This window comes from Candidatus Poriferisodalis sp. (assembly GCF_965262965.1).
In the GTDB taxonomy this organism is placed as follows: Bacteria; Actinomycetota; Acidimicrobiia; order Acidimicrobiales; family Poriferisodalaceae; genus Poriferisodalis.
The window spans coordinates 832,528-854,025 of record NZ_OZ253573.1; the positions used below are offsets into that span (position 1 = coordinate 832,528).

General features: G+C 65.9%; 20 protein-coding genes and 1 pseudogene. 10 read left to right on the forward strand and 11 right to left on the reverse strand.

Annotation, left to right across the window (positions count from 1 at the left end):
* Positions 1-25 precede the first annotated feature (25 nt).
* The 4 genes from ACQY5K_RS03870 to ACQY5K_RS03885 all read right to left on the reverse strand — a co-directional run bounded on the left by ACQY5K_RS03870 (position 26) and on the right by ACQY5K_RS03885 (position 4,092).
* Entirely contained in the window at positions 26-802 is a 777-nt protein-coding gene (locus ACQY5K_RS03870) for an enoyl-CoA hydratase/isomerase family protein (RefSeq protein ID WP_428120229.1), read from the reverse strand.
* 38 nt (positions 803-840) lie between these two features.
* Positions 841-2,007 (reverse strand): diaminopropionate ammonia-lyase, encoded by a 1,167-nt coding sequence (locus ACQY5K_RS03875; RefSeq protein WP_428120231.1) that lies wholly within the window; start codon positions 2,005-2,007, stop codon positions 841-843.
* A 12-nt stretch (positions 2,008-2,019) separates the two neighbouring features.
* Positions 2,020-3,069 (reverse strand): amidohydrolase family protein, encoded by a 1,050-nt coding sequence (locus ACQY5K_RS03880; RefSeq protein ID WP_428120233.1) that lies wholly within the window; start codon positions 3,067-3,069, stop codon positions 2,020-2,022.
* 87 nt (positions 3,070-3,156) lie between these two features.
* Positions 3,157-4,092 carry an LLM class flavin-dependent oxidoreductase gene (locus ACQY5K_RS03885; protein ID WP_428120235.1) on the reverse strand — a complete coding sequence of 312 codons (936 nt, stop codon included), beginning with the start codon at positions 4,090-4,092 and terminating at the stop codon, positions 3,157-3,159.
* A gap of 803 nt (positions 4,093-4,895) precedes the next feature.
* Between ACQY5K_RS03885 and ACQY5K_RS03890 the strand changes: the two are divergent.
* Positions 4,896-5,195, forward strand: a pseudogene (locus ACQY5K_RS03890) (type II toxin-antitoxin system PemK/MazF family toxin); the annotation flags it as partial.
* Between the two features lie 48 nt (positions 5,196-5,243).
* Here ACQY5K_RS03890 and ACQY5K_RS03895 read toward each other — a convergent pair.
* Complete coding sequence (locus tag ACQY5K_RS03895) at positions 5,244-7,865, reverse strand: molybdopterin cofactor-binding domain-containing protein (protein ID WP_428120237.1); 2,622 nt, start codon at positions 7,863-7,865, stop codon at positions 5,244-5,246.
* 200 nt (positions 7,866-8,065) lie between these two features.
* Here ACQY5K_RS03895 and ACQY5K_RS03900 point away from each other — a divergent pair, with 200 nt between their 5' ends.
* From ACQY5K_RS03900 to ACQY5K_RS03915, 4 genes are read left to right on the forward strand one after another with little or no spacing between them, the layout of a single operon-like run.
* On the forward strand, positions 8,066-8,713 hold the full coding sequence (locus tag ACQY5K_RS03900; RefSeq protein WP_428120239.1) for a hypothetical protein: 648 nt from the start codon (positions 8,066-8,068) through the stop codon (positions 8,711-8,713).
* Positions 8,670-9,791, forward strand: coding sequence for a peptidoglycan-binding protein (locus tag ACQY5K_RS03905; RefSeq protein WP_428120241.1), 1,122 nt, complete (start codon positions 8,670-8,672; stop codon positions 9,789-9,791). The genes ACQY5K_RS03900 and ACQY5K_RS03905 overlap by 44 nt, the downstream gene beginning before the upstream one ends.
* The gene (locus ACQY5K_RS03910) at positions 9,791-10,531 is read left to right on the forward strand and encodes an ABC transporter ATP-binding protein (protein WP_428120243.1); all 741 of its coding nucleotides are present in this window, start codon (positions 9,791-9,793) and stop codon (positions 10,529-10,531) included. The genes ACQY5K_RS03905 and ACQY5K_RS03910 overlap by 1 nt, the downstream gene beginning before the upstream one ends.
* A 3-nt stretch (positions 10,532-10,534) precedes the next feature.
* Positions 10,535-11,782, forward strand: a complete 1,248-nt coding sequence (locus tag ACQY5K_RS03915) for an ABC transporter permease (protein ID WP_428120245.1) — start codon at positions 10,535-10,537, stop codon at positions 11,780-11,782.
* A 35-nt stretch (positions 11,783-11,817) separates the two neighbouring features.
* On the opposite strand, the gene ACQY5K_RS03920 is transcribed toward ACQY5K_RS03915, so the two are convergent.
* From ACQY5K_RS03920 to ACQY5K_RS03930, 3 genes are all read right to left on the reverse strand, one after another.
* Positions 11,818-12,744, reverse strand: coding sequence for an N-carbamoyl-D-amino-acid hydrolase (locus ACQY5K_RS03920; RefSeq protein WP_428120247.1), 927 nt, complete (start codon positions 12,742-12,744; stop codon positions 11,818-11,820).
* On the reverse strand, positions 12,741-14,045 hold the full coding sequence (locus tag ACQY5K_RS03925; protein ID WP_428120249.1) for a Zn-dependent hydrolase: 1,305 nt from the start codon (positions 14,043-14,045) through the stop codon (positions 12,741-12,743). The genes ACQY5K_RS03920 and ACQY5K_RS03925 overlap by 4 nt, the downstream gene beginning before the upstream one ends.
* A gap of 86 nt (positions 14,046-14,131) precedes the next feature.
* Positions 14,132-15,703: a pyridoxal-phosphate dependent enzyme gene (locus tag ACQY5K_RS03930; protein WP_428120251.1), complete on the reverse strand. Its 1,572-nt coding sequence runs from the start codon at positions 15,701-15,703 to the stop codon at positions 14,132-14,134.
* A gap of 100 nt (positions 15,704-15,803) precedes the next feature.
* On the opposite strand from ACQY5K_RS03930, the gene ACQY5K_RS03935 reads away from it, so the two are divergent.
* Positions 15,804-16,796 carry an LLM class flavin-dependent oxidoreductase gene (locus tag ACQY5K_RS03935; RefSeq protein ID WP_428122534.1) on the forward strand — a complete coding sequence of 331 codons (993 nt, stop codon included), beginning with the start codon at positions 15,804-15,806 and terminating at the stop codon, positions 16,794-16,796.
* Positions 16,797-16,821: 25 nt separating this feature from the next.
* On the opposite strand, the gene ACQY5K_RS03940 is transcribed toward ACQY5K_RS03935, so the two are convergent.
* Genes ACQY5K_RS03940 through ACQY5K_RS03950 form a run of 3 tightly spaced genes read right to left on the reverse strand, consistent with a single transcriptional unit; the run spans position 16,822 to position 19,290 of the window.
* The gene (locus tag ACQY5K_RS03940) at positions 16,822-17,883 is read right to left on the reverse strand and encodes a phosphotransferase family protein (protein WP_428120253.1); all 1,062 of its coding nucleotides are present in this window, start codon (positions 17,881-17,883) and stop codon (positions 16,822-16,824) included.
* Positions 17,880-18,305, reverse strand: coding sequence for a hypothetical protein (locus tag ACQY5K_RS03945; RefSeq protein WP_428120255.1), 426 nt, complete (start codon positions 18,303-18,305; stop codon positions 17,880-17,882). Before ACQY5K_RS03945 ends, ACQY5K_RS03940 begins: the two co-directional genes overlap by 4 nt.
* A gap of 10 nt (positions 18,306-18,315) precedes the next feature.
* A complete protein-coding gene (locus ACQY5K_RS03950) occupies positions 18,316-19,290 on the reverse strand; it encodes a DUF7065 domain-containing protein (protein WP_428120257.1) in 975 nt (324 codons plus the stop codon).
* A 36-nt stretch (positions 19,291-19,326) separates the two neighbouring features.
* On the opposite strand from ACQY5K_RS03950, the gene ACQY5K_RS03955 reads away from it, so the two are divergent.
* The 4 genes from ACQY5K_RS03955 (at position 19,327) to ACQY5K_RS03970 (ending at position 21,437) form a co-directional block, all read left to right on the forward strand.
* Positions 19,327-19,713 (forward strand): VOC family protein, encoded by a 387-nt coding sequence (locus ACQY5K_RS03955; RefSeq protein WP_428120259.1) that lies wholly within the window; start codon positions 19,327-19,329, stop codon positions 19,711-19,713.
* Entirely contained in the window at positions 19,691-20,275 is a 585-nt protein-coding gene (locus ACQY5K_RS03960; RefSeq protein ID WP_428120261.1) for a hypothetical protein, read from the forward strand. The genes ACQY5K_RS03955 and ACQY5K_RS03960 overlap by 23 nt, the downstream gene beginning before the upstream one ends.
* Before the next feature lie 71 nt (positions 20,276-20,346).
* A complete protein-coding gene (locus ACQY5K_RS03965; RefSeq protein ID WP_428120263.1) occupies positions 20,347-20,493 on the forward strand; it encodes a type II toxin-antitoxin system Phd/YefM family antitoxin in 147 nt (48 codons plus the stop codon).
* 68 nt (positions 20,494-20,561) lie between these two features.
* Positions 20,562-21,437 carry a phytanoyl-CoA dioxygenase family protein gene (locus ACQY5K_RS03970; protein ID WP_428120265.1) on the forward strand — a complete coding sequence of 292 codons (876 nt, stop codon included), beginning with the start codon at positions 20,562-20,564 and terminating at the stop codon, positions 21,435-21,437.
* Positions 21,438-21,498 lie beyond the last annotated feature (61 nt).

Consider the following 21,498-nt stretch of genomic DNA (forward strand, 5'->3'; position numbering starts at 1 on the left):
TTGCCTTCTGCGTTCCTGCTAGTGGTTAGTCGAATTTCGCAGGGCGCTTTTCCACGAATGCTCGCTGGGCTTCGCGGGCGTCGCCGCTGTGGAAGGTCTCACCTTCGAGGCTGAGCGACAGCGGCAGGATCTGGGCCGACATTTGCCGGATCCAGTTGTTGATCGGCACCTTGGAGGCGCTGATTGCCTTCTGCGGCCCGGCAGCGAGCTGCGAGGCCTTTTCGAGCGCTGTGTCGAGGATTGCGTCGTCGTCCACCAGGAAATTGACGAGGCCCATGTCGTAGAGCATCGGTCCGGTGACCCGCTCGCCGGTCATCAGGTACCACTTGGCCCGGTTGACACCCATGAGCAGCGGCCAGATGACCTGGCCGCCATCTCCGGCGCCGATACCCATGTTCACGTGCGTGTCCGCGAACACCGAGCTGTGCCCCGCCACCACAACGTCGCACAGCAGAGCGATGTTCGCACCGAGACCCATGGCATAGCCCTGCACAGCCGAGATGATCGGCTTGCGCAGCTCTAGGAGGTGGTCGACGATCTGGCGCCCCTCCTCGAAGCTGACCGCCGGTCCGCTGGCGTCGCTGAAGTCGCCGCCCGCGCAGAACGCACGGCCCGAGCCCCCGAGCACGACGACCTTCACGTCGTCGTCGGTCTGCGCATCGCGAGTGAACGTCGCCATCTCGTGGTGCATCTGGCCGTTGACCGCATTGAGTCGCTCTGGGCGATTCAACGTGACGACAGCGACGCCGTTGTCTCGCTTGTCGATGAGCATTGCCTGGTAGTTCTCTTGCTCGAGCGGCATGATGAGCCTCCTCGTATCTGCGAGCGCTTGGTGCGCGCTCAACGTACTGCGGTCAGGACCCTGCCGACGGAGGTATGCGACCGGCCGACGATACGCTCGTAGTTGCCCGGGTCGGTGGCGCCTTCGGTGACCATGACAAGCACCGTGGCGTTCTCCGGATCGGGCAGAGCCGCCTTGCCTTCGTCATCGGCGAGCAATGCCCGAAGGCCCGCAAGCGACGCGCTGCCGGTTTCGCCTGCCACCACCTGCGAGCTGGCGAGGTCAGTCATTGCCCGACGGGCGGCGTCGCTGTCTACAGACACGCACCAATCAACGCCGCTGGCGAGCATCGGCCACGCCAACGGCGATGGCACACCGCAGTTCAGCCCCACCATGATCGAGCGGTGCGGGCCGGGGGTCTCGGTGATCTCCCCGGCCATCGTCGAGGCCTGCACGCAGTTCGCGTCGTCGGGCTCAACCGACACCAGCACCGGACGGTGCTCGCCGCTGCGGTAATGGGTGACCGCCGCGGCCATGAAAGCACCGACACCCACCGGGACCGCCACGAGATCGGGTTGGCCGATGTCGTTGGCGGCAAGAGCGTCGTCGACCTCGGAGAAGATGGTTGTGTACCCCTCGGCCACATTCGCCGGGATAGTCTCGTATCCCGGCCAGGAGGTATCCGAGACGACGAGACAGCGCTCATCGGCCATCTCGGCGCTTTGTTCGATTGCATCGTCGTACGAGCCATCCACGACGGTCACGGTGGCACTTTCGCCTCGGATGGCCGCGATCCGAGCCTCTGACGTGCCGTCGGGCACCAGGATGTGCGCACCGAAGCCCAGCAGGCGCGCCATGAAGGCAACCGCTCGGCCGTGGTTGCCATCGGTGGCGGCGGCAAGTGTCATCGGGCGCAGGTGAGCCAGGCTGGCCGCCAGCGCGTTGATGTTGGCCCACGGAGGCGGTTCGCCGCCCAGGTGTTCACAGATGGCGCGGTACGACGCCCACGACGCACCCAGGATTTTGAACGACGGCAGCCCCATCCGTTGGGTCTCGGCCTTCACCAGAACCCGTCCGACGCCAAGGCTGTTGGCCAGCCGCGGTGCGTCGATGACCAGCGTCGGTGCATACGCCGGCAAGCGTCGGTGAAATGCCAGCACTTCTTTGGGTGCGGCGGGCCAGTCGCGCCCGTCGAAGAGCTGATTGCGCGTCACCAGTGCAGCCATTGCCGGCCTCCTCTAGTCCAGTTCGTCGAGCGCCGCGAAAAGACGCTGGGCTTGCTCGGCGGCTTTCGCACGCACCTCAGCAGGGTCGACTCGTGTGGCAACCCCGGCTGAGAGCACCTGCTCGCCGTCGATCGCGACGTCGATCGGGTGCACGCCCGGCGTGTAAGCGAGATGCCAGGGGTCGGCGCTCGGGTACGACCACCGCACCACGTCGTGACGGGCTTCGGGCATCAGCTCCCAGCCGTGAGCCAGCCACTCCCAGGGCTGATCGGGCGATGCGACCACGTCGTGTTCCCGCAAGCGCACGTACGCGACACGGAACTCGTCGAGCATGTCAGCGCCGATGCCGTCGGTGCCCAACGCGATCGGATTCGTCACGGCGAAACGGGCCGGATCGGCGTATCCGACGGCGTTGTTCATGTTCGAGCGGGGGTTGTGCACGATCGTGCCTGCGAGGCCGTGGTCGGTCGGCAGATGGACGCCGTGGATAAGCAGCCAACGCTCGTCGCTCAGGCCTGCAAGTCGCTGCGCGGCGTCGGCGTCGGGCGGACCTTCTGCGACGTGGATGTGCACGCCGACATCGTGGCGGCGGGCCACATCTGCGGCTGCTGCCAAGGTGTCGTCGGTGCAGGTGAACGCCGCGTGGATGCCCACGTACCCCCTACCGCCTGATGTGAGGAAGCGCTCATTCTCTGCCAGGCCGCGCCGGGCCCCGTCTGCGCCGTGACGATCGGTGACGCCGTAGCAACAGCTCGCCCGCACGCCGACTTCGGCGCACGCCGCTGCGACCACGTCGAGCGAGCCGTCGATGGCGTTGGGCGACTCGTGATGATCGACAATGGCTGTGCAGCCGGATTCCAGCGCTTCGAGCGCACCGAGTTTCGCTGACCACTCGAGCATCTCGAGGTCGAGTGCCCGGTCGAGCCGCCACCACACGAGTTCGAGGATCTCAGCAAAGCCGCCTGGGATGCGCGGCGGGGCAGGCATGCCTCTGGCCAGCGCCGAATACAGGTGGTGGTGCGAACACACGAGTCCCGGCGTCGTCGCACCCCCCTCACTCACGGCTGCGAGCGTAATCCCGGCCTCCGAGCCCGCTGAGCCTTCCTGATGTCTCGATTTGATCAGGCCGGGTTGATCAGGTCAGGTTGATCAGGTGCGCAGCTGGGGCAGCAGCTCGACGAGGCGGTCGAGTTGGGTGTCGACGCAAGGCGACGCCAGACGGATGCACAGGTGCTCACAGCCGGCATCGATGTAGCTCTGAAGCCAGGCGCCGACTTCTGCAGCGGCACCTGACTTGGTGCCCATGATCTTCTCCAGCACCGCAATCTCGACGTCGTAGTAGAGCATCGAATGCTCGGCGACTTCGGCTGCGGCGGCAGTGGGCTCGCCGATGTTGATCGTCAGGTACGCCGCAGCGGTGATCGTCGCGGGGTCACGTCCCCCGTCGGCAGCTGCGGCTCGCACCGCGGCGAGCTGACCTGCGAAGTCGTCGACCACAGGAGCAGTGGGAAACCAGCCGTCGAAGTGGCGGCCAGCGCGTTCGAGGCCTCGCGGGCCCGAGCCGCCCAGCCACATCCGGGGACCTCCGCCGGTCGCGCACATCGGCTGCAGTCGAAGGTCCGCCGGCGCGTCTGTTGCTCGCCACAGTTCGCGGGCGTCGTGCACCACCTCCATCATCCGACCGCCCCTGCGATCGAAGTCGGCACCGACCAGATCGAAGTCGTCCCGCACTTGCGGCAGACCGGGGCCTGCACCCACACCGAGGATCAAGCGGCCGCCCGACAGCGCGTCGACCGTGGCGGCCTGCTGAGCGAGCTGCGCGGCTGGCCGCATTGCCGCCAGGAGCACCGCCGTGCCGAGGTCGATGCGCTCGGTGACCGCTGCCGCTGCTGCCAGCACCAAGAGCGGTTCGGCCCGAGGCTTGGCCAGCAGGGAATCGCCGATCCATGCAGCGTCGAGACCGGCCTGCTCTGCCCGGACGGCAAGGTCGACGAGCCGACGCGGGTCCCCGTCGTGTGGCGGGTACATCGCAAACTCCCGTGAGGGAAGCAACAGGCCGAACGTGACTGAACCGGATGACGTCATGGCGTGAACTCTGCCACTTCGATCACTCGGGCCCCAGAGTGGCAATGTTCGGGATCCGGTTCGCGCCACGACTGATGGAGGCACGTCGTCGGCGCTAGGTCTCCTGCGAATTCCAGGCGTTCGGTGGCCGCTGCGAGATGGAGTTCGGGTCAGCCCGAGAAGAGCGAAATCACCATCGGTGCCACGATCGCCACGAAGATCGATACGCCAATCCCCACCATCCAACGGAATTGGTGCTTCGCCTCGGTGCGATCAGCCTGGCGCTGAGCCGCTGCCTCAGCACGATCAGCCTGGCGCTGAGCCGCTGCCTCAGCACGATCAGCCTGGCGCTGAGCCGCTGCCTCGGCGCGATCGGCTCCGCGCCAGCTCATCACTTCGGCGCGATCGGCTCCGCGCCAGCTCATCACTTCGGCGCGATCGGCTTCGCGCCAGCTCATCACTTCGGCGCGGCCGGCTTCGCGCCAGCTCGTCACTTCGGCGCGATCGGCTTCGCGCTGGTCCATCAGGCGGTCGAACTTGCTCTCGATCCAATCCCTGAGCTTGTCGAATTGACTCGCCAGCTCGTCCTTGGTGACGAAACGCTTCAAGTCGGACTTGGTGGCGAGGTCCGACAGCGGCGCGGGGGCCAAGCACGTCATCAACTACTGAGCAAGCGGCTCGTCAATCTGCTCACAAAACCAAGCGTAGAGGCGAGATCGATGTTCTTCGGACATGTCACAAGTCCTCTGGTGCGGCGACACAGTCGATCTCGGACCATAGGCATTGCTGGCGCCTTGGCAAAGCTTGTTTCATACCATTTAGATATATTTACCCCTTTTCCGAGCAATGCCGGAGCGGATGCACCCAACGGCGACCGTCCAGTCTTGGTGCTGACCCGCGATCCTGTTGCCGACCGAATCGATGCCGTCGTCGTCGCGGCACTGACGAAGACTCGGCGAGGCTTGGTTTCGGAATTGGAGGTGTCTGCCGCCCTCGACGGTGTGCCGACCGACTGTGTCGTGAATTTCGACGACATTCACACAATCAGGCGGGAAACGTTCCGACGGTTTGTCACCAACCTCAGTCCAGCTCGCATCGAGCAGAGCTGCCGCCGCCTGCGGGCGCCATCGGCTGCTGACGTCGGACGTCATCAGCCCACTACACCCGCGCAGCTATACCCAGGCGTCGGCTCGTTCGCGGTTTGACGGGTTGCGCATCGGCAGCTCGTTGTGCCAGACGCCTTCGTATTCGCGCAGGGCAGCCGCCACTGCGCCGGCCGTTGGCACTAAACCGATCTCGCCGACGCCTTTGATGCCGTAGGGAGCGCCGGGTTGTGGCGACTCGACCAGGATGACGTCGACATCGGGCATGTCCTTGGGCCGGATGATCGCGAGGCTGCGCAGCGTGGTGTTGAGCGGTCGACCGCTGGCGTCAGCGGGGAAGCCTTCACTGAGCGCGTAGCCGAGGCCCATGTGCACGCTGCCCTCGATCTGGCCCTCGCACAACAGCGGATTCACAGCCCGGCCCACGTCGTGCGCTGCGACGACACGTTCCACGATGCCGGTGTCGGGATCCAGGATGACCACCTGTGCGGCGTACCCGAACGTGGAATGGATCACTGGGTGTTCGAGGCCCTCCGACAGCGAGTTGGTCCAGTCGACCCGGTATTCGCCTTCGTAGTCCACTTCGAGCTGGCACCCGTCGGCCAGCGCAGTACGGCAGGCATCGGCGACAGATCCTGCGCCCATGAGCGTGCCGCGGCTGCCGGTGGTCTGGCCCGCTCCGAGCTCGCGGGTGGAGTCCACGATGACCCTCACTGCTTCGGGGTCGACGCCGAGCTCTTCCACCGCGACCTGCAGCGCGACGGTGTGCACGCCCTGGCCCATCTCGGTCCAGCAGTGGCGTACCTCGAGGGTGCCGTCAGCACAGAAGCGCACCACGGCCTTGGCGATCTCCTTGAAGCCGTTGCCGAGGCCCGAGTTCTTGAGTCCCAGCCCGATCCCGACGGGCTTGCCGGCTGCGCGGGCCGCCTCGTAGGGCTCGCGCACGGCGTCCAAGCAGGCCTGAGCGCCCAAACAGCCGTCGTCCATGATCTGACCCGGGCCCCACACTCCCCCAGGCACGACCACGTTGCGCTGACGCATCTCGAAGCCGCTGATGCCCAAAGCTTCGGCCAGCCGGTCCATGACGCCTTCCATGGCGAACTGCGCCTGGTTCGCTCCGAAGCCACGGAACGCGCCGCACACGGGATTGTTGGTGCGCACCGCGATGGCCTCGACGTCGGTGGCCGGCACCAGGTACGGCCCGGTGGCGTGTCCCGCCGACCGTTCCAGCACCTTCATGCCTACCGAGGCATACGGGCCCGAGTCGCCGAACATGCGGGCCCGCACCGCAGTCAGCTTGCCGTCGGCGTCGCAGCCGGCCTCATACGTCATGCGTATGGGATGCCGCTTCGGATGCATGATCAGCGATTCCTCGCGCGACAGCGTGATGCGCACCGGGCGGCCGGTCAGCCACGCCGCCAGCGCCGCGTGGGCCTGGTTCGACATGTCCTCCTTGCCGCCGAACGCCCCGCCATTGGACACCAGCTCGGTGGTTACCACCGAAGGGTCCAGCGCCAGCACCGCGGCGATGTCGTTGCGGTCGTCCCAGATGCCCTGCCCGCCGGTGTACACGTGGAGTCCGGCGGGAACCCCGTTAGCAGGAGTGGGTACGGCCAGGGTCGACTCGGGCTCGAGGTAGGCGTGCTCGATGCGCTGGGTCTGGAACGTCTCGGTCACCGTGTGCGCCGATGCCGCCAGCGCAGCTTCGACGTCGCCGCGGGCGTAGGTGGAGCGCGACAGCACATTGCCGTCGAGCTCCCACACGGCGTCGATGTCGCTGTCTTTCACCCGTACCGGGTCGGTCATCGGTTCGAGGACGTCGTAGGCCACGTCGATCAGCTCTGCGGCGCGCCGGGCCGCGGGCCGGTTGTCGGCCACGACGATGGCGAGCACGTCGCCGAGGTAGGAGGTGCGCCCGCCGACCGGGATCATCACCGGCCAGTCCTTGTGGATGAGGCCCACCCGCAGCACACCGGGAATGTCGGCGGCGGTGAACACAGCCTGTACGCCGAGTACTGCTTCAGCGGCACCGGTGCCAATCGACAACACATCGGCACGGGCGTGGTCGGCATAGCGCAGCGCGCCGTGCAGCATGCCGTACGGGGCCGTCACACCGCTGATCGACGAGTCGATCACGATGTCGTCGATATAGGGACGGCTGCCCAGCGTGAGCTCGCGAGCCTCGTAGCGAACGCCGGAGCTGCCGACGCCCTTCGGCGGCAGCGCCACCGGCACCTCTCCCGACGCCAGCGACTCCACCGCGTCGAGGATCTTGGTGTAGCCAGTGCAGCGGCACAGATGCCCGCCGAGGTGGCGGCTCGCTTCTTCTCGGGTCAGCGCCGAGCCCTTGCGGTCGAGCAGGGCCTTGAGCCGCACCACGATGCCGGGCGTGCAGAACCCGCACTGCAGGGCGCCGTGTGCTGCGAAGGCGTTCGCCATGGCGTCCACCTCGGCGTCGTCGAAGCCCTCGACGGTGGTGATCTCAGTGCCCGCTGAGCGCTCAAGACTGGTCTGGCAGGCCACCCGTGCCCTGCCGTCCACCAATACCGCACAGCAGCCGCACTGGCCCGACGGCGCACATCCGTCCTTGGGCGAGATGATTCCCAGTTCATCTCGCAGAGCCGCCAGCAGGTGCTCATGGTCGCTGGCGACCGTCACCGGCGAGCCGTTCAACACGAACTCGGTCGTCATCGGCAACCTTCCTCGGGGACACCGTTGTCCCTTCCCCGCTGGCTATTGTCGCACCGCCGGGCGGTCATTCGCACCACCGCGGGCCCCAATCGCAGGCGCGGACGCCACGATGGCCTCTCATCGCACTCTCAGATTCGTTCGGTAGTTGTTCGAACATGCCTTCGTGTCATCGCACCACTGCATTGTTCCATTGCGGCGCTTTGGCCGCTGCCGTGTTGCTCGCAGCCGCTGCATGCGCAGCGTCGGGTGCCGACGAGAGCGGCACCGGGCAGATAGCGACGCTTGCCGAGACCGCCACCTCAGGCGCGTCAAGCTCTGACAGCCAGTCGCAGACGGCAACGACGGAGGATGCGGAAGCGCCCCCCGAGGAGATGACCATCGAGGAAGCGCGGCTCGAGTTCGCTGCCTGTATGCGGGAGACCTACCCGCAGTGGCCCGATCCGTCGCCAGAGGGCGGCTTCGGCGGTCGTGAAGCGCTCGAGGAACTGAGCATCGATCCACAGGACGGCGAGTTCCCCGACGTCCTCGACGAATGCCGATCGGTCCTCCAAGGTGTCGTCGGCGTCACCGCACTGTCCCCCGAAGAACAAGCCGAACGCCAGGACACTGTGCTGGCAGTGTTCGCCTGTGTCCGGGAGCAGCCAGGTTTCGAGGGTGTGCCGGATCCCAACTTCGATGCCGGCGCAGGACGAGGCTTCGGCATGCGTGAGCTGTTCGGTTCCGGCGAAATCGATCCACAGGCTTTCGCTTCGGCAATCCAGCAGTGCGCGACAGACCAGGGACTTCGCGGCCAACCGGGACCCGGTGGCGGACTCTTCGGCGGACGACGTGGAGGAAACGGTGGATGAGCGGCCTGGGGTGAGGTGGTTGGTTGCGGTCTTCGGAGTTGCCGTGATTCTGAGCGGATGTGGCCTCCTGGATGCGGACGCGACCGACGAAATCAGCGATTCCGGCGACAGCGCCGACACGACCTCGGCGCAGTTCACGCCCGCCTACGACACGATCGAGATTGTGGTCAAGGACCTCGTCGACGTTGTCGAGATCGACGGCACGCTCGGGTACGGCGAACCCAGCGCAGTGCCCAACCTGCTCAACGGGATCGCGACGTGGCTGTCAGAGCAAGGCGCGCTGGTCGGCTTCGGCGAACAGCTCTACGAGGTCTCGGCTCAACCCGTCGTGCTGCTCGAAGGCACCACACCGTTGCATCGCACGCTCAAGCGCGGCATCGACGACGGCACCGATGTGTTCCGCTTCGAATCATGGCTCGTTGGACAGGGCTACGCCGAGGACATGGACCTCACCGTGGACGAGACGTTCACGTCGGTGACAGCCGAGGCCGTCGAGGCGTGGCAGACCGCGGCGGGGCTCCCCGTCACCGGCACTGTTGAGCTCGGCACCGTGGTGTACCGGCCCGAGGTCGTGCGCATCAGCGAAGTACACGTGGGGCTCGGCGACCGAGTCCAGGCTGGGCCTGTGCTGTCGGTCACCTCGACGAACCGCCATGTCACGGTCGCACTCGACACCGCCGACGCCGGTCTGCTCAGCACCGGTGACGCAGTGAACGTGGAACTGCCCGATGGCACCGAGGTGAGCGCCACAGTGACGTTCGTATCGACGGTTGCCCGGGCTCAGGGCCAAGGTGCGCAGCAGTCGTCGTTCCTCGATGTCCAGATCGCCCTCGAAGGCGCAGGCAGTGCGTTCGACGAGAGCCCGGTGACGGTACGAGTCTCAGACGTCCTCGCGCACGACGCCACGGTGGTGCCGATTGCAGCGCTGGTGGCGCTGGCCAAGGGTGGCTACGGGGTGGAAGTTGTCGACGAGGACGGCGTGATCCGTCTCGTCGGCGTTGCGATTGGCGCCATCCACCGCAACGAAGTTGCCATCGAAGGCAACGTGTCGGCGGGCCAGGCCGTCATCGTGCCCTGATGCCAGTCCGCCACATTGAGCGTGCCCAGGCACCCGCCGAGCGTTACCCGGCGGCACCAGCCGTACTCACGCTGAGCGAGGTCACCAAGACGTATCCCGGAACTCAGCCGGTGCATGCGCTCGCAGGCGTGAGTGTGACCGTGCGCCGCGGCGAGCTCGTCGCCGTGGCCGGCCCGTCAGGTTCAGGAAAAAGCACCATGCTCAACATGATGGGTGCGCTCGACCGACCGAGCTCGGGCGAGGTCACCATCGAAGGATCGGTGCTCCGCGGCCTGCCCGACCGCCGAATCTCGGCAATGCGCGGCCGGCGCATCGGTTTCGTCTTCCAGCAATTCCACCTGATCGCCGGTCTCGACGCGCTCGACAACGTCGCGACCGGGCTGCTGTACCAAGCTGTCCCGATCGCCGAGCGTCGGCGGCTCGCCGCGCACATGCTCGAACATGTCGGTCTCGCCGGACGCAGCGGGCACCGCCCCGCAGAGCTGTCGGGCGGCGAACGCCAGCGCGTCGCCATTGCCCGTGCGCTGGTCGGCAACCCGGCGATCCTGCTCGCCGACGAACCCACCGGAAACCTGGACTCGCGAACCGCCGCAGAGATCATCTCGCTGCTGCGCGACCTGAACGTGGCCGGCAGCACGATTGTGGTGATCACGCACGACCGCGACCTGGCGGCGTCCCTGCCCCGAACCGTGTCACTGCTGGACGGGCGGGTTGATCACGACACGGCTGCGACAGGCTGACCGATGCATCCGTCGACCGCGAACGGCGGGGCAGTTCCGCGCAAGGCCGGCAGCCGCATGCGGCTGCGGGATGTACTGGGGACCGGAACGCTGGGATTTTGGGCTCGGCGTACCCGTACGGCCCTGAGCTCGGTCGGTATCGCTATCGGCATCGCCGCCATGGTTTCGGTGCTCGGTATTGCAGCGTCCAGCGACGCCCAGTTGCAAGCCGACCTTGACGCCCTCGGCCCGGACCTGCTCGAGCTCTCGCCCTCCGATTCGCTCACCGGTGACGAGGTAGAGCTGCCACCGGCTTCAGCTGCGATGATCGAACGCATTGGCCCGGTGCGAAGCGCTGCCGCCGTCAGCGGCGTCGAGGCGACCGTACGCCGCAGCGAGTTCATTCCCGCAGGCCAGACCGGCGGCATCTCGGTACTCGCAGCCGATGGCGACGTACGCGGCGTGCTCGGCATCACCGTGGCCGACGGCAAATGGCTCGACGCCGGTACCGAGAGGCTTCCCAATGTGCTCCTCGGTGCGGTCGCTGCGGAACGGCTGGCAGTGCGCAGCACAGCCGAGGCTCCGCAGGTGTACCTGTCGGGCGTGTACTTCACGGTGATCGGCATTGCCGACCCGGTGCCGCTGGCGCCCAGCATCGATCGGTCCGCCATCATCGGCGAGCCGATCGCTGAGCAACTGTTCGGCTTCGAACGCTCTCCCAGCCGGGTCTTCGTGCGCACGGGTTCGCACGTGCCCGACGATCCCGAACTTCTCGACGATGTGCGCGAGATCATGGCCGCGACGGTGCGGCCGCAGGCGCCCGCCGAGGTCGGGGTCAGCCGGCCCAGCGACCTGATTGCTGCCCGCGAATACACCGAGGCGGCCTTCACCGGATTGCTGCTGGGGCTCGGGGGCGTGGCGCTGCTTGTGGGTGGCGTCGGCATTGCGAATGTCATGGTGATCTCCGTGCTCGAACGCCGTGCCGAAATCGGTCTCCGGCGGGCCCTCGGTGCCACCCGTCACCACATCGCCCAGCAGTTCCTGGTGGAATCGTCGTTGCTGGCGGTGCTGGGCGGGACAGGCGGTGTGCTCATCGGCTCCGCGATCACTGTCTTCTACGCCCGCAGCCAGCAGTGGGTGACCTCAGTGCCGACCACTGCGCTCGCCGGTGGCATCGCTGCCGCCTTGGCCATCGGCGCACTGGCCGGGATCTACCCCGCCATCCGAGCTTCGCGCACCGATCCCGCCCAAGCGGTGCACCCGACGGTTTGAGGGCACCCAGATCGGGCGACAGTCCAGGCGGCTCTCTAGGGCGGCGGGATCACACCCTTCTGCTCGCCGATCAGCTGGTACACCTCGGGTCGGCGGTAGCGATCGAAGTCGAACAGGGTGTCGCGGTACTGCGAGCACCAGTCCAGGTCGCAGCGAGCGGCGATCAGCTCGTCGCCGTCGGTGACGGCTTGAGCCACGATCTGGCCTGAGGGAGCGATCACTGCCGAGTGCGCCAGCGATTCCACGCCCTCTTCGGTACCGCCCTTGGCGACCCCCACCACCCAGGTGCCATTCTGGTACGCGCCTGCCTGCATCACGAGGTGGTTGTGGAAGGCCTGCAGCGGGTCTTGAATCGGGTCGGGCGCGTAGTGCAGCGGCGTGTTGTAGCCGATGAAGATCATCTCGACGCCCTGGAGGCCCATCACGCGGTAGGTCTCAGGCCAGCGACGGTCGTTGCACAGTGCGATTCCCATGACGCCGCCGAATGCCCGCCACACGCTGAATCCCTCGGCGGATTCCTCAAAATATCTGCGCTCGAGATGCTGGAAGGCGCGTTGGGGTTCGTGCTCGTCGTGTCCCGGAATGTGCACCTTGCGGTACTTGGCGACAAGGGTGCCGTCTCGCTCGACCAGGATCGCGGTGTTGAAACGGTGCCCGTCGGGCGTCAGTTCGGCGTACCCAAGGTGGAAGCCGATGCCCAGGCGCTTGGCCTCGTCGAACAGCGGCTGGGTATCCGCCGATGGCATCTCGGTCTCGTAGTACGCGAGCAGCTCGGGTGAGTCGTCAGGAAAGTACCAGCGGGGGAAGAAGGTGGTGAGCGCCAGTTCGGGGAACACCACGACATCGCAGCCCCGCTCGGCACCCTGGTGCAGCAGCGCGATCAGGCGCTTCACCACGCTGGCACGCGTTTCGTAGCGGGCGATCGGTCCCAGCTGCGCGGCGCCGACGGTGAGCGGCCTCATCGAGCCATCTCATCGCTCGCAGCGTCTGCTCCGCTGGAAAGAACCCCGTCGATGTCGCCATTGGCGAGGCGCCACACCACATCGGCGAGCAGGTTCGCCCCTGCCTCGATGTCCTCCGGCGCCGTGTACTCCGCGGGGTTGTGGCTCACGCCGTCGAAGCTCGGCACAAAGATCATCCCGGTCGGGCACACACGCGCCAGCATCTGCGCATCGTGGCCTGCACCCGACGGCAAGCGACGGTGCGTCAGGCTCGCTTCGGCGGCGCAGCGCTCGACGAGGTCGATGACTGACGGATGGAAATCGATCGGCTCGAAGCGTGCCGTCCGCCGCATGGCAGCAGCAAGGTGCTCGCCCTCGGCGATGCGAGCGACGATCTCATCGAGTCGCGCCTCTGCGTGTTGCAGCATTCCCTCGGAGGTGTTGCGGAGGTCCACCGTCATCGTGGCTGAACCTGCAATGACGTTCACCAGGTTTGGCACAAGCGAGATCGATCCCACAGTGCCGACTTGCGAGTCGCCGATGTTGTGCGCCATCTCACGTACTTCGCCGGCGATACGGCACGCAGCCAAGCCCGCGTCGCGTCGGAGCGGCATCGGCGTGGTTCCAGCGTGATTCGACTGCCCGCGCAGCGTGACTTCAGTCCACGAGATGCCCTGCACGCCTTCCACGACGCCGATCTGGATCCCGTGGAACTCGAGCACTGGACCTTGCTCGATGTGCAGCTCCATGTAGGCATACGGCACGGTGCCGGGAACAGGCGCCGATCCGCGATAGCCGATGCGGTCCAGCTCGCCGCCGACCGAGACGCCTTCCCGGTCGGTGATCTTCAGCGCTTCTTCGAGAGCCATGCCGCCCACGTAGGCGAGGCTGCCCAGCATGTCGGGAGCGAACCGGCTGCCTTCCTCGTCGGTGAAATACGCCACGGACAGCGGGCGGGAGGGCATGTGACCACTCGCCAGCACCGACTCGATGACCTCCAGCCCAGCCAGCACGCCGAGGTTCCCGTCGTAGCGACCGCCGGTGGCCACCGTGTCAATGTGGCTGCCCATCATCACCGAGTCGGCCACGCCGCCCGGTTCGGTGCACGCCACGACGTTGCCGAGACCGTCGATGGTGATCTCAAGCCCCAGGTCGGCCATCCAGGTGCACACCAAGTCGCGTCCAGCGCGGTCCTCGTCGGTGAGTGCCAAGCGGCAATTTCCGTGGGTTCCCGCGATGGCGCCGATCTGGGCCAACTCATCCAGTCGCCCCATCAGCCGTTCGCCATCGATCCGAGTTGCTCCCCCGCTCGATCCACTCATGGTGTCATTCTCTCATCGCAGTGAGCGTTCGCAGCATCGCCTGCGCGCGGATTCGAGTGCCTTCGTTCGAACAGTGTGAGACCCGCTCACACGAACGTGCCGGCGACCTCGTCGTTGAGGTCGTTAATCATCTCGTCCCACAGTCGGGGCAGGCCTCGCAACGAATCCCAGAACGCTTGGTCACGGCGGACGTCGAAGTCCTCCAATGGCACACCCTGCTGCTCGACCCAAGTGTAGTAGCCGAGGTTGAAGATTCGGTCGCGGCCCCGCTCGGTGAGCACTTCTATGTGAGGCGCGTGCTCGCTGTGGGCGTCGGGTGCCAGATGCTGCTCGAGGATGCTGCGGGCAGCGCCCGCATCGAAGCTGCCTGCGTGCCGTTCGACGAGATGACGCTCGCGCTCGGAGTAGTACATCTCGAACCCGTCAGTGGCCACGGTCATGACCACGTCGTCGGGCCCCAGGCCCAGCTCGTTGGCGGCACGGGCCGCGGCGAGCACGTTGCAGATCGACGAGTAGCCGAAGTGCCCCAGATCGTCGAGCACCCACGATGCCGCACCGAGGTGCTCGCGCAGCGCGTCACGGCCGGCTTCGGTGTTGAACACCAGCCCGAGCCCGTCGGTTGCCCGGTCGCTGACGCCGACGATCACGTCGGTGTTCATGACGTTGTGGATGAGCGGGATGTGCTTGTCGCCGATGCCTTGGATGTTGTGCTCGCCGTAGCCGTTGTAGAGCATCGTTGGGCATTCGAGCGCTTCGACCGCCACGATCTGGGCGCCGTGTTCGTCCTTGAGCCGGTCGCCTGCACCGAGCGTTCCCGCCGAGCCGCTGGCAGCGACGAAAGCAGCCAGCTTCGGCTCGGAGCCCGCAGGTGCTGCCTGGCGCAAGTGATCAAACACAGCCAGCAGCGCCGCGCCGGTCACCTCGTAGTGGCCGACGTGATTTGAGAACTCGCTGAACTGGTTCAGGATGAAGTTCGCCGGATCCGCTGCGAGCGCTGCGCACGCGTCGTAGATCTCTTTGACGTTGCTCTCCGAGCCGGGCGTACGGATCACGTCGGCAGGGTCGGCGACCCAGTTGGCCAGCCAGTCGAACCGTTCGCGGCTCATGTTCTCGGGCAGCACCGCTGCGCCGCGGCACGCCATGATCCGGCTGATGGCCACCCCGCCGCGGGCGTAGTTGCCCGTCGACGGCCACACCGCCCTGTGTGTGACCGGATCGAACTGCCCCGACGTGACTCTCGGCGCGAGGCAGGAATACGCAGCCAGCACCTTGTGGGCACCGATCATCGGGAACCGGTTGCCGAACGCCACGACGACCTGCGCAGGCGTGCCGGTCAGCTCGCTCGGCAGCACGACATGCTCAGGCACGTCGGTGCGCCCGCCGTTGCCGTCGTTGAACCAGTGAACCCGGAACAGGTTCAACGGATCCGCAAAGTCTGGGTCGACGTCGGCAAGCGCTGTGTCGATGTCAGGGTCGATGAGGGAAGGATCGGCGAGTTCTGCGAACGTAGGCAGCCTGATGCCCTGCTCTCGGAATCGCTCGACGACATGGCTGCGTCCCGCCGGGTCGGTGACCTTGGTGGCGAGCTGCGCAGCGAAGTTGGCAGAAAACGAGCCGGCGCTGTCGCGTGCTCCGGCTCCACCTGTGTGGTTGGACATCAGGATCTGAGGCTATGTTCCGCGGCAGCACCTTGATGCACGTCCCGCCGATGGCTGCAGGGCGCGAGGGAGGCCCCGGATCAATGACACTGGATCGATGATGTCGCCACGAAACGCGCTCTACCTGCAGGACGCTCACACCATCAGCGAAGCCATGGGCTTTGCGCGTTACGCCGAGGAGCGCGGCTTCGAGGCGGTGTGGCAAGCCGACTCCCGGTTGGTGCGCGAGGCCAGCGTGCCGATGGCCGCGTTCGCCGCGACCACCTCACAGATCAAGATCGGCGCGGGCGTCATCGACATCTGGTCGCGCAACCCGGCTCGGCTGGCCTCGATGTTCTCCACGCTCGACGACCTCGCCCCTGGACGAATCATCTGCGGGCTCGGCGCCTGGTGGGATCCGCTGGCCGCAAAGGTAGGCATCAGCCGGTCCCGGCCGTTGGGCGCCATGCGAGAGGTCACCACCGTGGTTCGGGCCTTGCTCGCCAACGAGAACGTCACGTTCCACGGCGACCACGTCCATCTCGACGACGTCGAGCTCGACTACGTGTACCAGGAGCGCCGACCCAAGGATGTCCCGATCTACATCGGCGCTACGGGCATGAAGATGATGGAGCTGTGCGGCGAGATCGCCGACGGCGTGGTGCTCAACTACCTGGTTTCGCCTGACTACAACTCGCGTGCGATGGACGCTCTCGAACGCGGGGCCGAAGCGGCCGGTCGCAGCGTCGACGATCTCGACCGCCCCCAGCTGGTGGTGTGCTCCGTGCACGAGGACCGCTCGACGGCGCTCGACATGGCACGCAACATGGTCACCCAGTACCTGGGCCAGCAACCCCACATCATGAAGGCCTCGGGCGTGCCCGAATCGCTGCTCGAAGAAGTCGGCAAGGTGCTGACGTGGCCAGCCACGGCGGAACAAGTCGAAGCCGCGTCGCGCCTCGTTCCCGACGACATCGTGCAGATGCTGACTGCATCAGGCACCCCTGCTGAAGCCCGTGAAGCCGTCGACGGCTACATCGCCAACGGCGCCACGTGCCCGATCCTGTACCCGCTCGGCGACGTCGAAGCGATGATCGACGCCTTCGCCGACTAGGGGCTCGCGGGCGCAGCAGCGGCCCTCAGTAGCCCAATTCTTGGGCGGCGCGCTCCAAGGCGACCGTGACCGACCAGTGGGTGCGCGCGAGGCGTAGGTCATCGTTGGCGCCATCGGCGAACAGGCCGGCAGCGCTCATCCAGAACGCAGCGGAACGCATCGCATAGAGCAACTGGTAGTAGGCGCAGCGCTCCTCGTCGATCTCGATGCCTGTGGCCTGCCGGTAGTGCTCGAAGAACAGCTCCCGCGGCACAACATTCGACAGCAGCTCGGTGCCCTCGCGGTTCAGCTCTGTGAGCATGTAGGCGACGTCGTACATCGGGTCGCCGATGACCTGCAGCTCCCAGTCGAGAATTGCCGACACCCGATCCTCGTGAATCAAGACATTGCCGGTTCGATATGCGCCGTGCACAAGCGTGAGCCGTTCAGTCGACGGCGCGTTGTGCTTCAGCCAGCCGATCAAGTCAGCGAGGATCGGATGGCCCGGATGGCCTGAATCGACGATGAGCCGCTGCCACTTCTCGACCTCGCGCAGCGCGAAATCAGTGCCTGCTCCTGGAACGCCCAGGAAGTCCAGGCCCGCGGACCGCCAATCCACGTTGTGCACCGCTGCCAGCGCTTCGGTGAAGCTCACGGGCAGCACACCTCGCTCGGCAGCCGCTGCGTAGTAATCACGTCCCGCTCGACGCCACGGACTCGGGCACTCGCCAGCAACTCTCTCCATCACGATGGCGGGGGCTCCGAGCACCGCTGGATCGGCCTCGTACCAGTACGCCCGAGGTGCGGGGACGTCAGTGGATTCGAGGCAGCGCAAGACTCGAAATTGCTCGGCCAGATCAGATTCCACGCGTAGCAGTGCATTGCCGGGATCGCGACGCAGGCAGAAGTCCCGTCGCTGCTTGGCGACACCGTCAACCCACACGGCCTCGAAGAGCCACGTCTCGTGCGACCAGCCCACCGCGATGCGTTCCGAGTTCACGATGTCGACAGGGCCGCTCGTGCCGAGGCGTTCCTGCAGGTACTCGCTCAGCACACCCGACAGATCCTGTTTCCCGGCCACGGCGCCGCGCTCCCCCGCTGCGGTCATTGTGCAATGTCCATGCGTCGATCGATGTCACGGCGGAGCATCTGCCGGATGGCAACCAGTGCCGAAGCAGCTTCGGGGTGTTCAGGCCCCCACTGGTACAGGGCGTCAATGACGTCCGACGCCGCAGCAATCGACGCTTGGGCGCGCATGCGAACGGCGGCGTCCCGGACCTCGGAAGGGACTTCCGTAGTGGCATCCGCTCTGGCGAACAGTATGTCGAGCTCGTGCGACAGCGCGGCGACGTCGCCGATCTCGGCGGCGCCATGTTTGGCTCCGAGCCGGGCCTGCTTCGCAAGCCGCTGAAGAATCACTGCCGCCATGAAGGCCTGTGTCCGGGCGTACTCGTCACTGACTGCTGGTGCGATGTCACTGCGCACCGTGTCTGCCAACCGTGACAACAGCTCGTGGTCCCCGAGGTTCATGACGCATGTCTCATCGTCGGGTCCCGGGAATCGACCAGTCGCCGCTGCGTTTGGCCGCAGCGAATCGATGCACGGGCCACATGTCCTGATCCTCGCCCCACCACGTGCCGATGCCGTCGACCTCCCACTGGATCAGGCTGTTGATGTCGATGAAGCTGTGGCGATTGATCACGATCCGGCTGACCGAGCGTCCCGCAGCCACAAATCGTGCTCCCGAGGCGTCGACGGCATTGATTCGCACTTCCGTCACCCATCCGTCGGGATCGCGCAGCACGGTCCGCTCGCCGTCGACGAGGCTGGTTTGTGAGTCTCCGTGCTGGACGAAGCCGTAGGCGACCCGGTCGGTGCCGTCCCGAATGTTGGTGACAGCCAGGAAGCCTGAACCGTCATCACCGACACCGGTCACGTAGGCCGCTTGTCGGGGACGGTCTTCGGGGCGGCGGCCCCACGTTCGGTCGCGCATCGACCAGCAGTCGATGTCGATGGTTTCGCCGTGGAGGTCGATGGTCCCGGTGACCCGGCCGATCTGGTCAAAGTGAGCGGAACGGCCGAACGTGGAGGCAGTGGCTGCCAGCGGGCGGGGCGGCACGATCGCTTCGAATCGCAGATCAGCACAGAAGCGTCCCGGATCGTCGTAGCCGAGGCAGTACGCGAGCGTGGGCGTCTCGACTCTGATTGCGATGCCGTTCGGCAGCGTGACGTCACCGAGATCGACTCCCCCAGGCAGCTCCAAGGCGCTGAGATTGGAGTTGTACGGCACTTCCCACGGCAGATGCGCTGAGCTGTCCCACACCCACACTCCGCCGGCGACTGTACCGATGTTGTGGCGGACCATGGTGTAGAACCACCCGCCCAGCGCCCGCTCACGGTGATGGAACGAGTACCAAGCCGTCTCGGTGAACCACCAATCGTCACCGGCGAGATGTCCGTGCAAGCCGTCATCGTCTGCGGTAAAGACCGGTGCTGCATCCGTCTTTGAGGCCACGCGCCGCAGCGTAGGCCCGTCGCCCATACTGATGGCGTGGAACCGGTACAAGGGCTAGATCACATCGTGCTGAATGTCGCCGACGCCGAACGCTCGCTGAGTTGGTATCGCGACCGACTGGGGTTGTCACCGGTCCGCTATGACGAATGGACCGCAGGCGAGGCTCCGTTCGTCTCGGTACGCATCGACGAGGGCACGATCATCGACCTTGTCGAGACGGAACGCAGCGGCGAGAACCTCGGGCACTTCGCGCTTTGGGTCACCGGTGACATGGAATCAATCGCTGCGCACCCTGATGTCGAGGTCGTACGGCGCTCGCCGCGTGTCTATGGGGCGCGGGGCTGGGGATCAGCCGTCTATGTCCGTGATCCTGACGGCAACGAGGTCGAGCTTCGCTCATATGGAGTATCAGGTTCCTGTTGAGCACTTAACAGCATATTTCAATAAATTTAGTTGCTTGATGCGCCAACGCCTGCTGTCATGCGCTCATGGCATCAACTCATCGGCACCGACCCACACCTCGCGCAGTTGGAGCGAGCCGATGACTGCCACCGTCGTATCACTGCTCGCAGCCGGCATTCCAAAGTCAATGCTCATTGCATGGTCGGCACTGGTCTCGGCGCTCAGCATCGCAGGCCTCATGGTTCAGTATCTCCGCTACCGCCGTTTTGTCGCAAACACCGAGGCAGAACTCAAAGACCTCCGCAAGCAGCTTTCGGACTGCCAGCGCGAAGTGAATGCGCGGCTTGAGCAGATGCAAGCCGAAGTGGATGCTCATGTGACCTGGAGCGAGGCCAGCAGCCGCTTCCTTCACCATGGACTCACGGCAATCTCGTACAGAATCGGGGCGAAGAGCACGTCGAACCTCCGTGCCTGCATCAGCGAGCATCAGCGAAGCCACCAACGCGAGGAGGCAACTCCAGCGTGGCGCCCTGTAATCCGAAACGGCCTAGCCGTCCCTCCCATCCGCGGCTCTTGCCGATGAGGGAACGCTTGGCAGGTGACGCGGACCGACAACTCCATTCGAGTGGTAGCACGCGGTGCCACAGTTCGCATGTGGAACGCGAGATCAGCCAGCGCGAACTCCGCAACGACAGCGGGAAGATCATGCGTGCGGTTGCGAACGGCGAGTCGTTCACGGTGACGAGCAACGGTGAACCAGTGGCCCACCTGTCGCCGCTGCATCGTCGCCGTCTGAGCTGAGGGTCAGCGGCGCGGTAATTCGCCGGTGGAGAGCGGCGGCGGCAGCTGGCGCGGCGTACTGTGGCGACATGGCTGAGCTTGCACGTTTCACACTGGACAGCGATGAGGAAGAAATCGCCGAGGTGGTGCGAATCGACGGCGGCGCCATCATCGAAGACGCGATCGACCTCGACCTCGTCGAGCGGCTCGAGGCCGAGCTGCGCCCCTGGATCGACCGCACTCCGGGCGGGCTCGACAACTTCTCCGGCCACAACACGACCCGCACCGGAGCGCTCGTGGCGCGCTCGCATTCGTGCCGTGAACTGGTCATGCAACGCAAGATCATCAGCATGGCCAACCGGTTTCTCGGCCCCTACACCAACAAGATCCAACTGCACCTGACCCAGGTAATCAACATCAAAACCGGCCAGGGCACTCAGCCGCTGCATCGAGACCGCCTGGCATGGGGCGGCTACATCCCGGACCAGATCGAGCCGCAGTTCAACACCATGTGGGCGCTCACCGACTTCACCGACGAGAACGGCGGGACACGCATCGTGCCCGGCAGCCCTGGCTGGGACCCAGAGCGCCGGGCTGCCGACGACGAGAAGACGCAGGCCACGATGGGCGCCGGGTCGGTATTGCTGTACTCGGGTTCGGTAATTCACGGCGGAGGCGAGAACCGCAGCGACGCCGATCGCACCGGCATCAACATCACCTACACGCTCGGATGGCTGCGCACAGAAGAGAATCAGTTCCTGTCATGCCCGCCCGATGTCGCCAAGGACCTCGATCCGGACTTGGCAGATCTGATGGGGTATTCGATGGGCAACTACGCGCTCGGCTACTACTCAGATCCGTCCGGCATGCCAGGTCCGGTCGATCTGCTCACCCCGGAGATCGTGCTGGGACGCAAGCCGGGTTCCAAGCATTCCAATTCCGCGCTCCTGACCCCCGCGGAGTGACCTGGCGGCAGCGCCCCGCATCGCCCGTGCCCGAGGGCTGCGACGCTTGGGGTGCGTGCGA

Excerpts from the sequence above, each read along its gene's own strand:
- ACQY5K_RS03870 (WP_428120229.1), bottom strand. The coding sequence starts at position 802 with ATGCCGCTCGAGCAAGAGAACTACCAGGCAATGCTCATCGACAAGCGA.
- ACQY5K_RS03910 (WP_428120243.1), top strand. The coding sequence starts at position 9,791 with ATGCCAGTCCGCCACATTGAGCGTGCCCAGGCACCCGCCGAGCGTTAC.
- ACQY5K_RS03885 (WP_428120235.1), bottom strand. The coding sequence starts at position 4,092 with ATGACGTCATCCGGTTCAGTCACGTTCGGCCTGTTGCTTCCCTCACGG.
- ACQY5K_RS03960 (WP_428120261.1), top strand. The coding sequence starts at position 19,691 with ATGGAGTATCAGGTTCCTGTTGAGCACTTAACAGCATATTTCAATAAA.
- ACQY5K_RS03875 (WP_428120231.1), bottom strand. The coding sequence starts at position 2,007 with ATGGCTGCACTGGTGACGCGCAATCAGCTCTTCGACGGGCGCGACTGG.
- ACQY5K_RS03920 (WP_428120247.1), bottom strand. The coding sequence starts at position 12,744 with ATGAGGCCGCTCACCGTCGGCGCCGCGCAGCTGGGACCGATCGCCCGC.
- ACQY5K_RS03915 (WP_428120245.1), top strand. The coding sequence starts at position 10,535 with ATGCATCCGTCGACCGCGAACGGCGGGGCAGTTCCGCGCAAGGCCGGC.
- ACQY5K_RS03970 (WP_428120265.1), top strand. The coding sequence starts at position 20,562 with ATGGCTGAGCTTGCACGTTTCACACTGGACAGCGATGAGGAAGAAATC.
- ACQY5K_RS03935 (WP_428122534.1), top strand. The coding sequence starts at position 15,804 with ATGTCGCCACGAAACGCGCTCTACCTGCAGGACGCTCACACCATCAGC.
- ACQY5K_RS03895 (WP_428120237.1), bottom strand. The coding sequence starts at position 7,865 with ATGACGACCGAGTTCGTGTTGAACGGCTCGCCGGTGACGGTCGCCAGC.
- ACQY5K_RS03925 (WP_428120249.1), bottom strand. The coding sequence starts at position 14,045 with ATGAGTGGATCGAGCGGGGGAGCAACTCGGATCGATGGCGAACGGCTG.
- ACQY5K_RS03930 (WP_428120251.1), bottom strand. The coding sequence starts at position 15,703 with ATGTCCAACCACACAGGTGGAGCCGGAGCACGCGACAGCGCCGGCTCG.
- ACQY5K_RS03940 (WP_428120253.1), bottom strand. The coding sequence starts at position 17,883 with ATGACCGCAGCGGGGGAGCGCGGCGCCGTGGCCGGGAAACAGGATCTG.
- ACQY5K_RS03945 (WP_428120255.1), bottom strand. The coding sequence starts at position 18,305 with ATGAACCTCGGGGACCACGAGCTGTTGTCACGGTTGGCAGACACGGTG.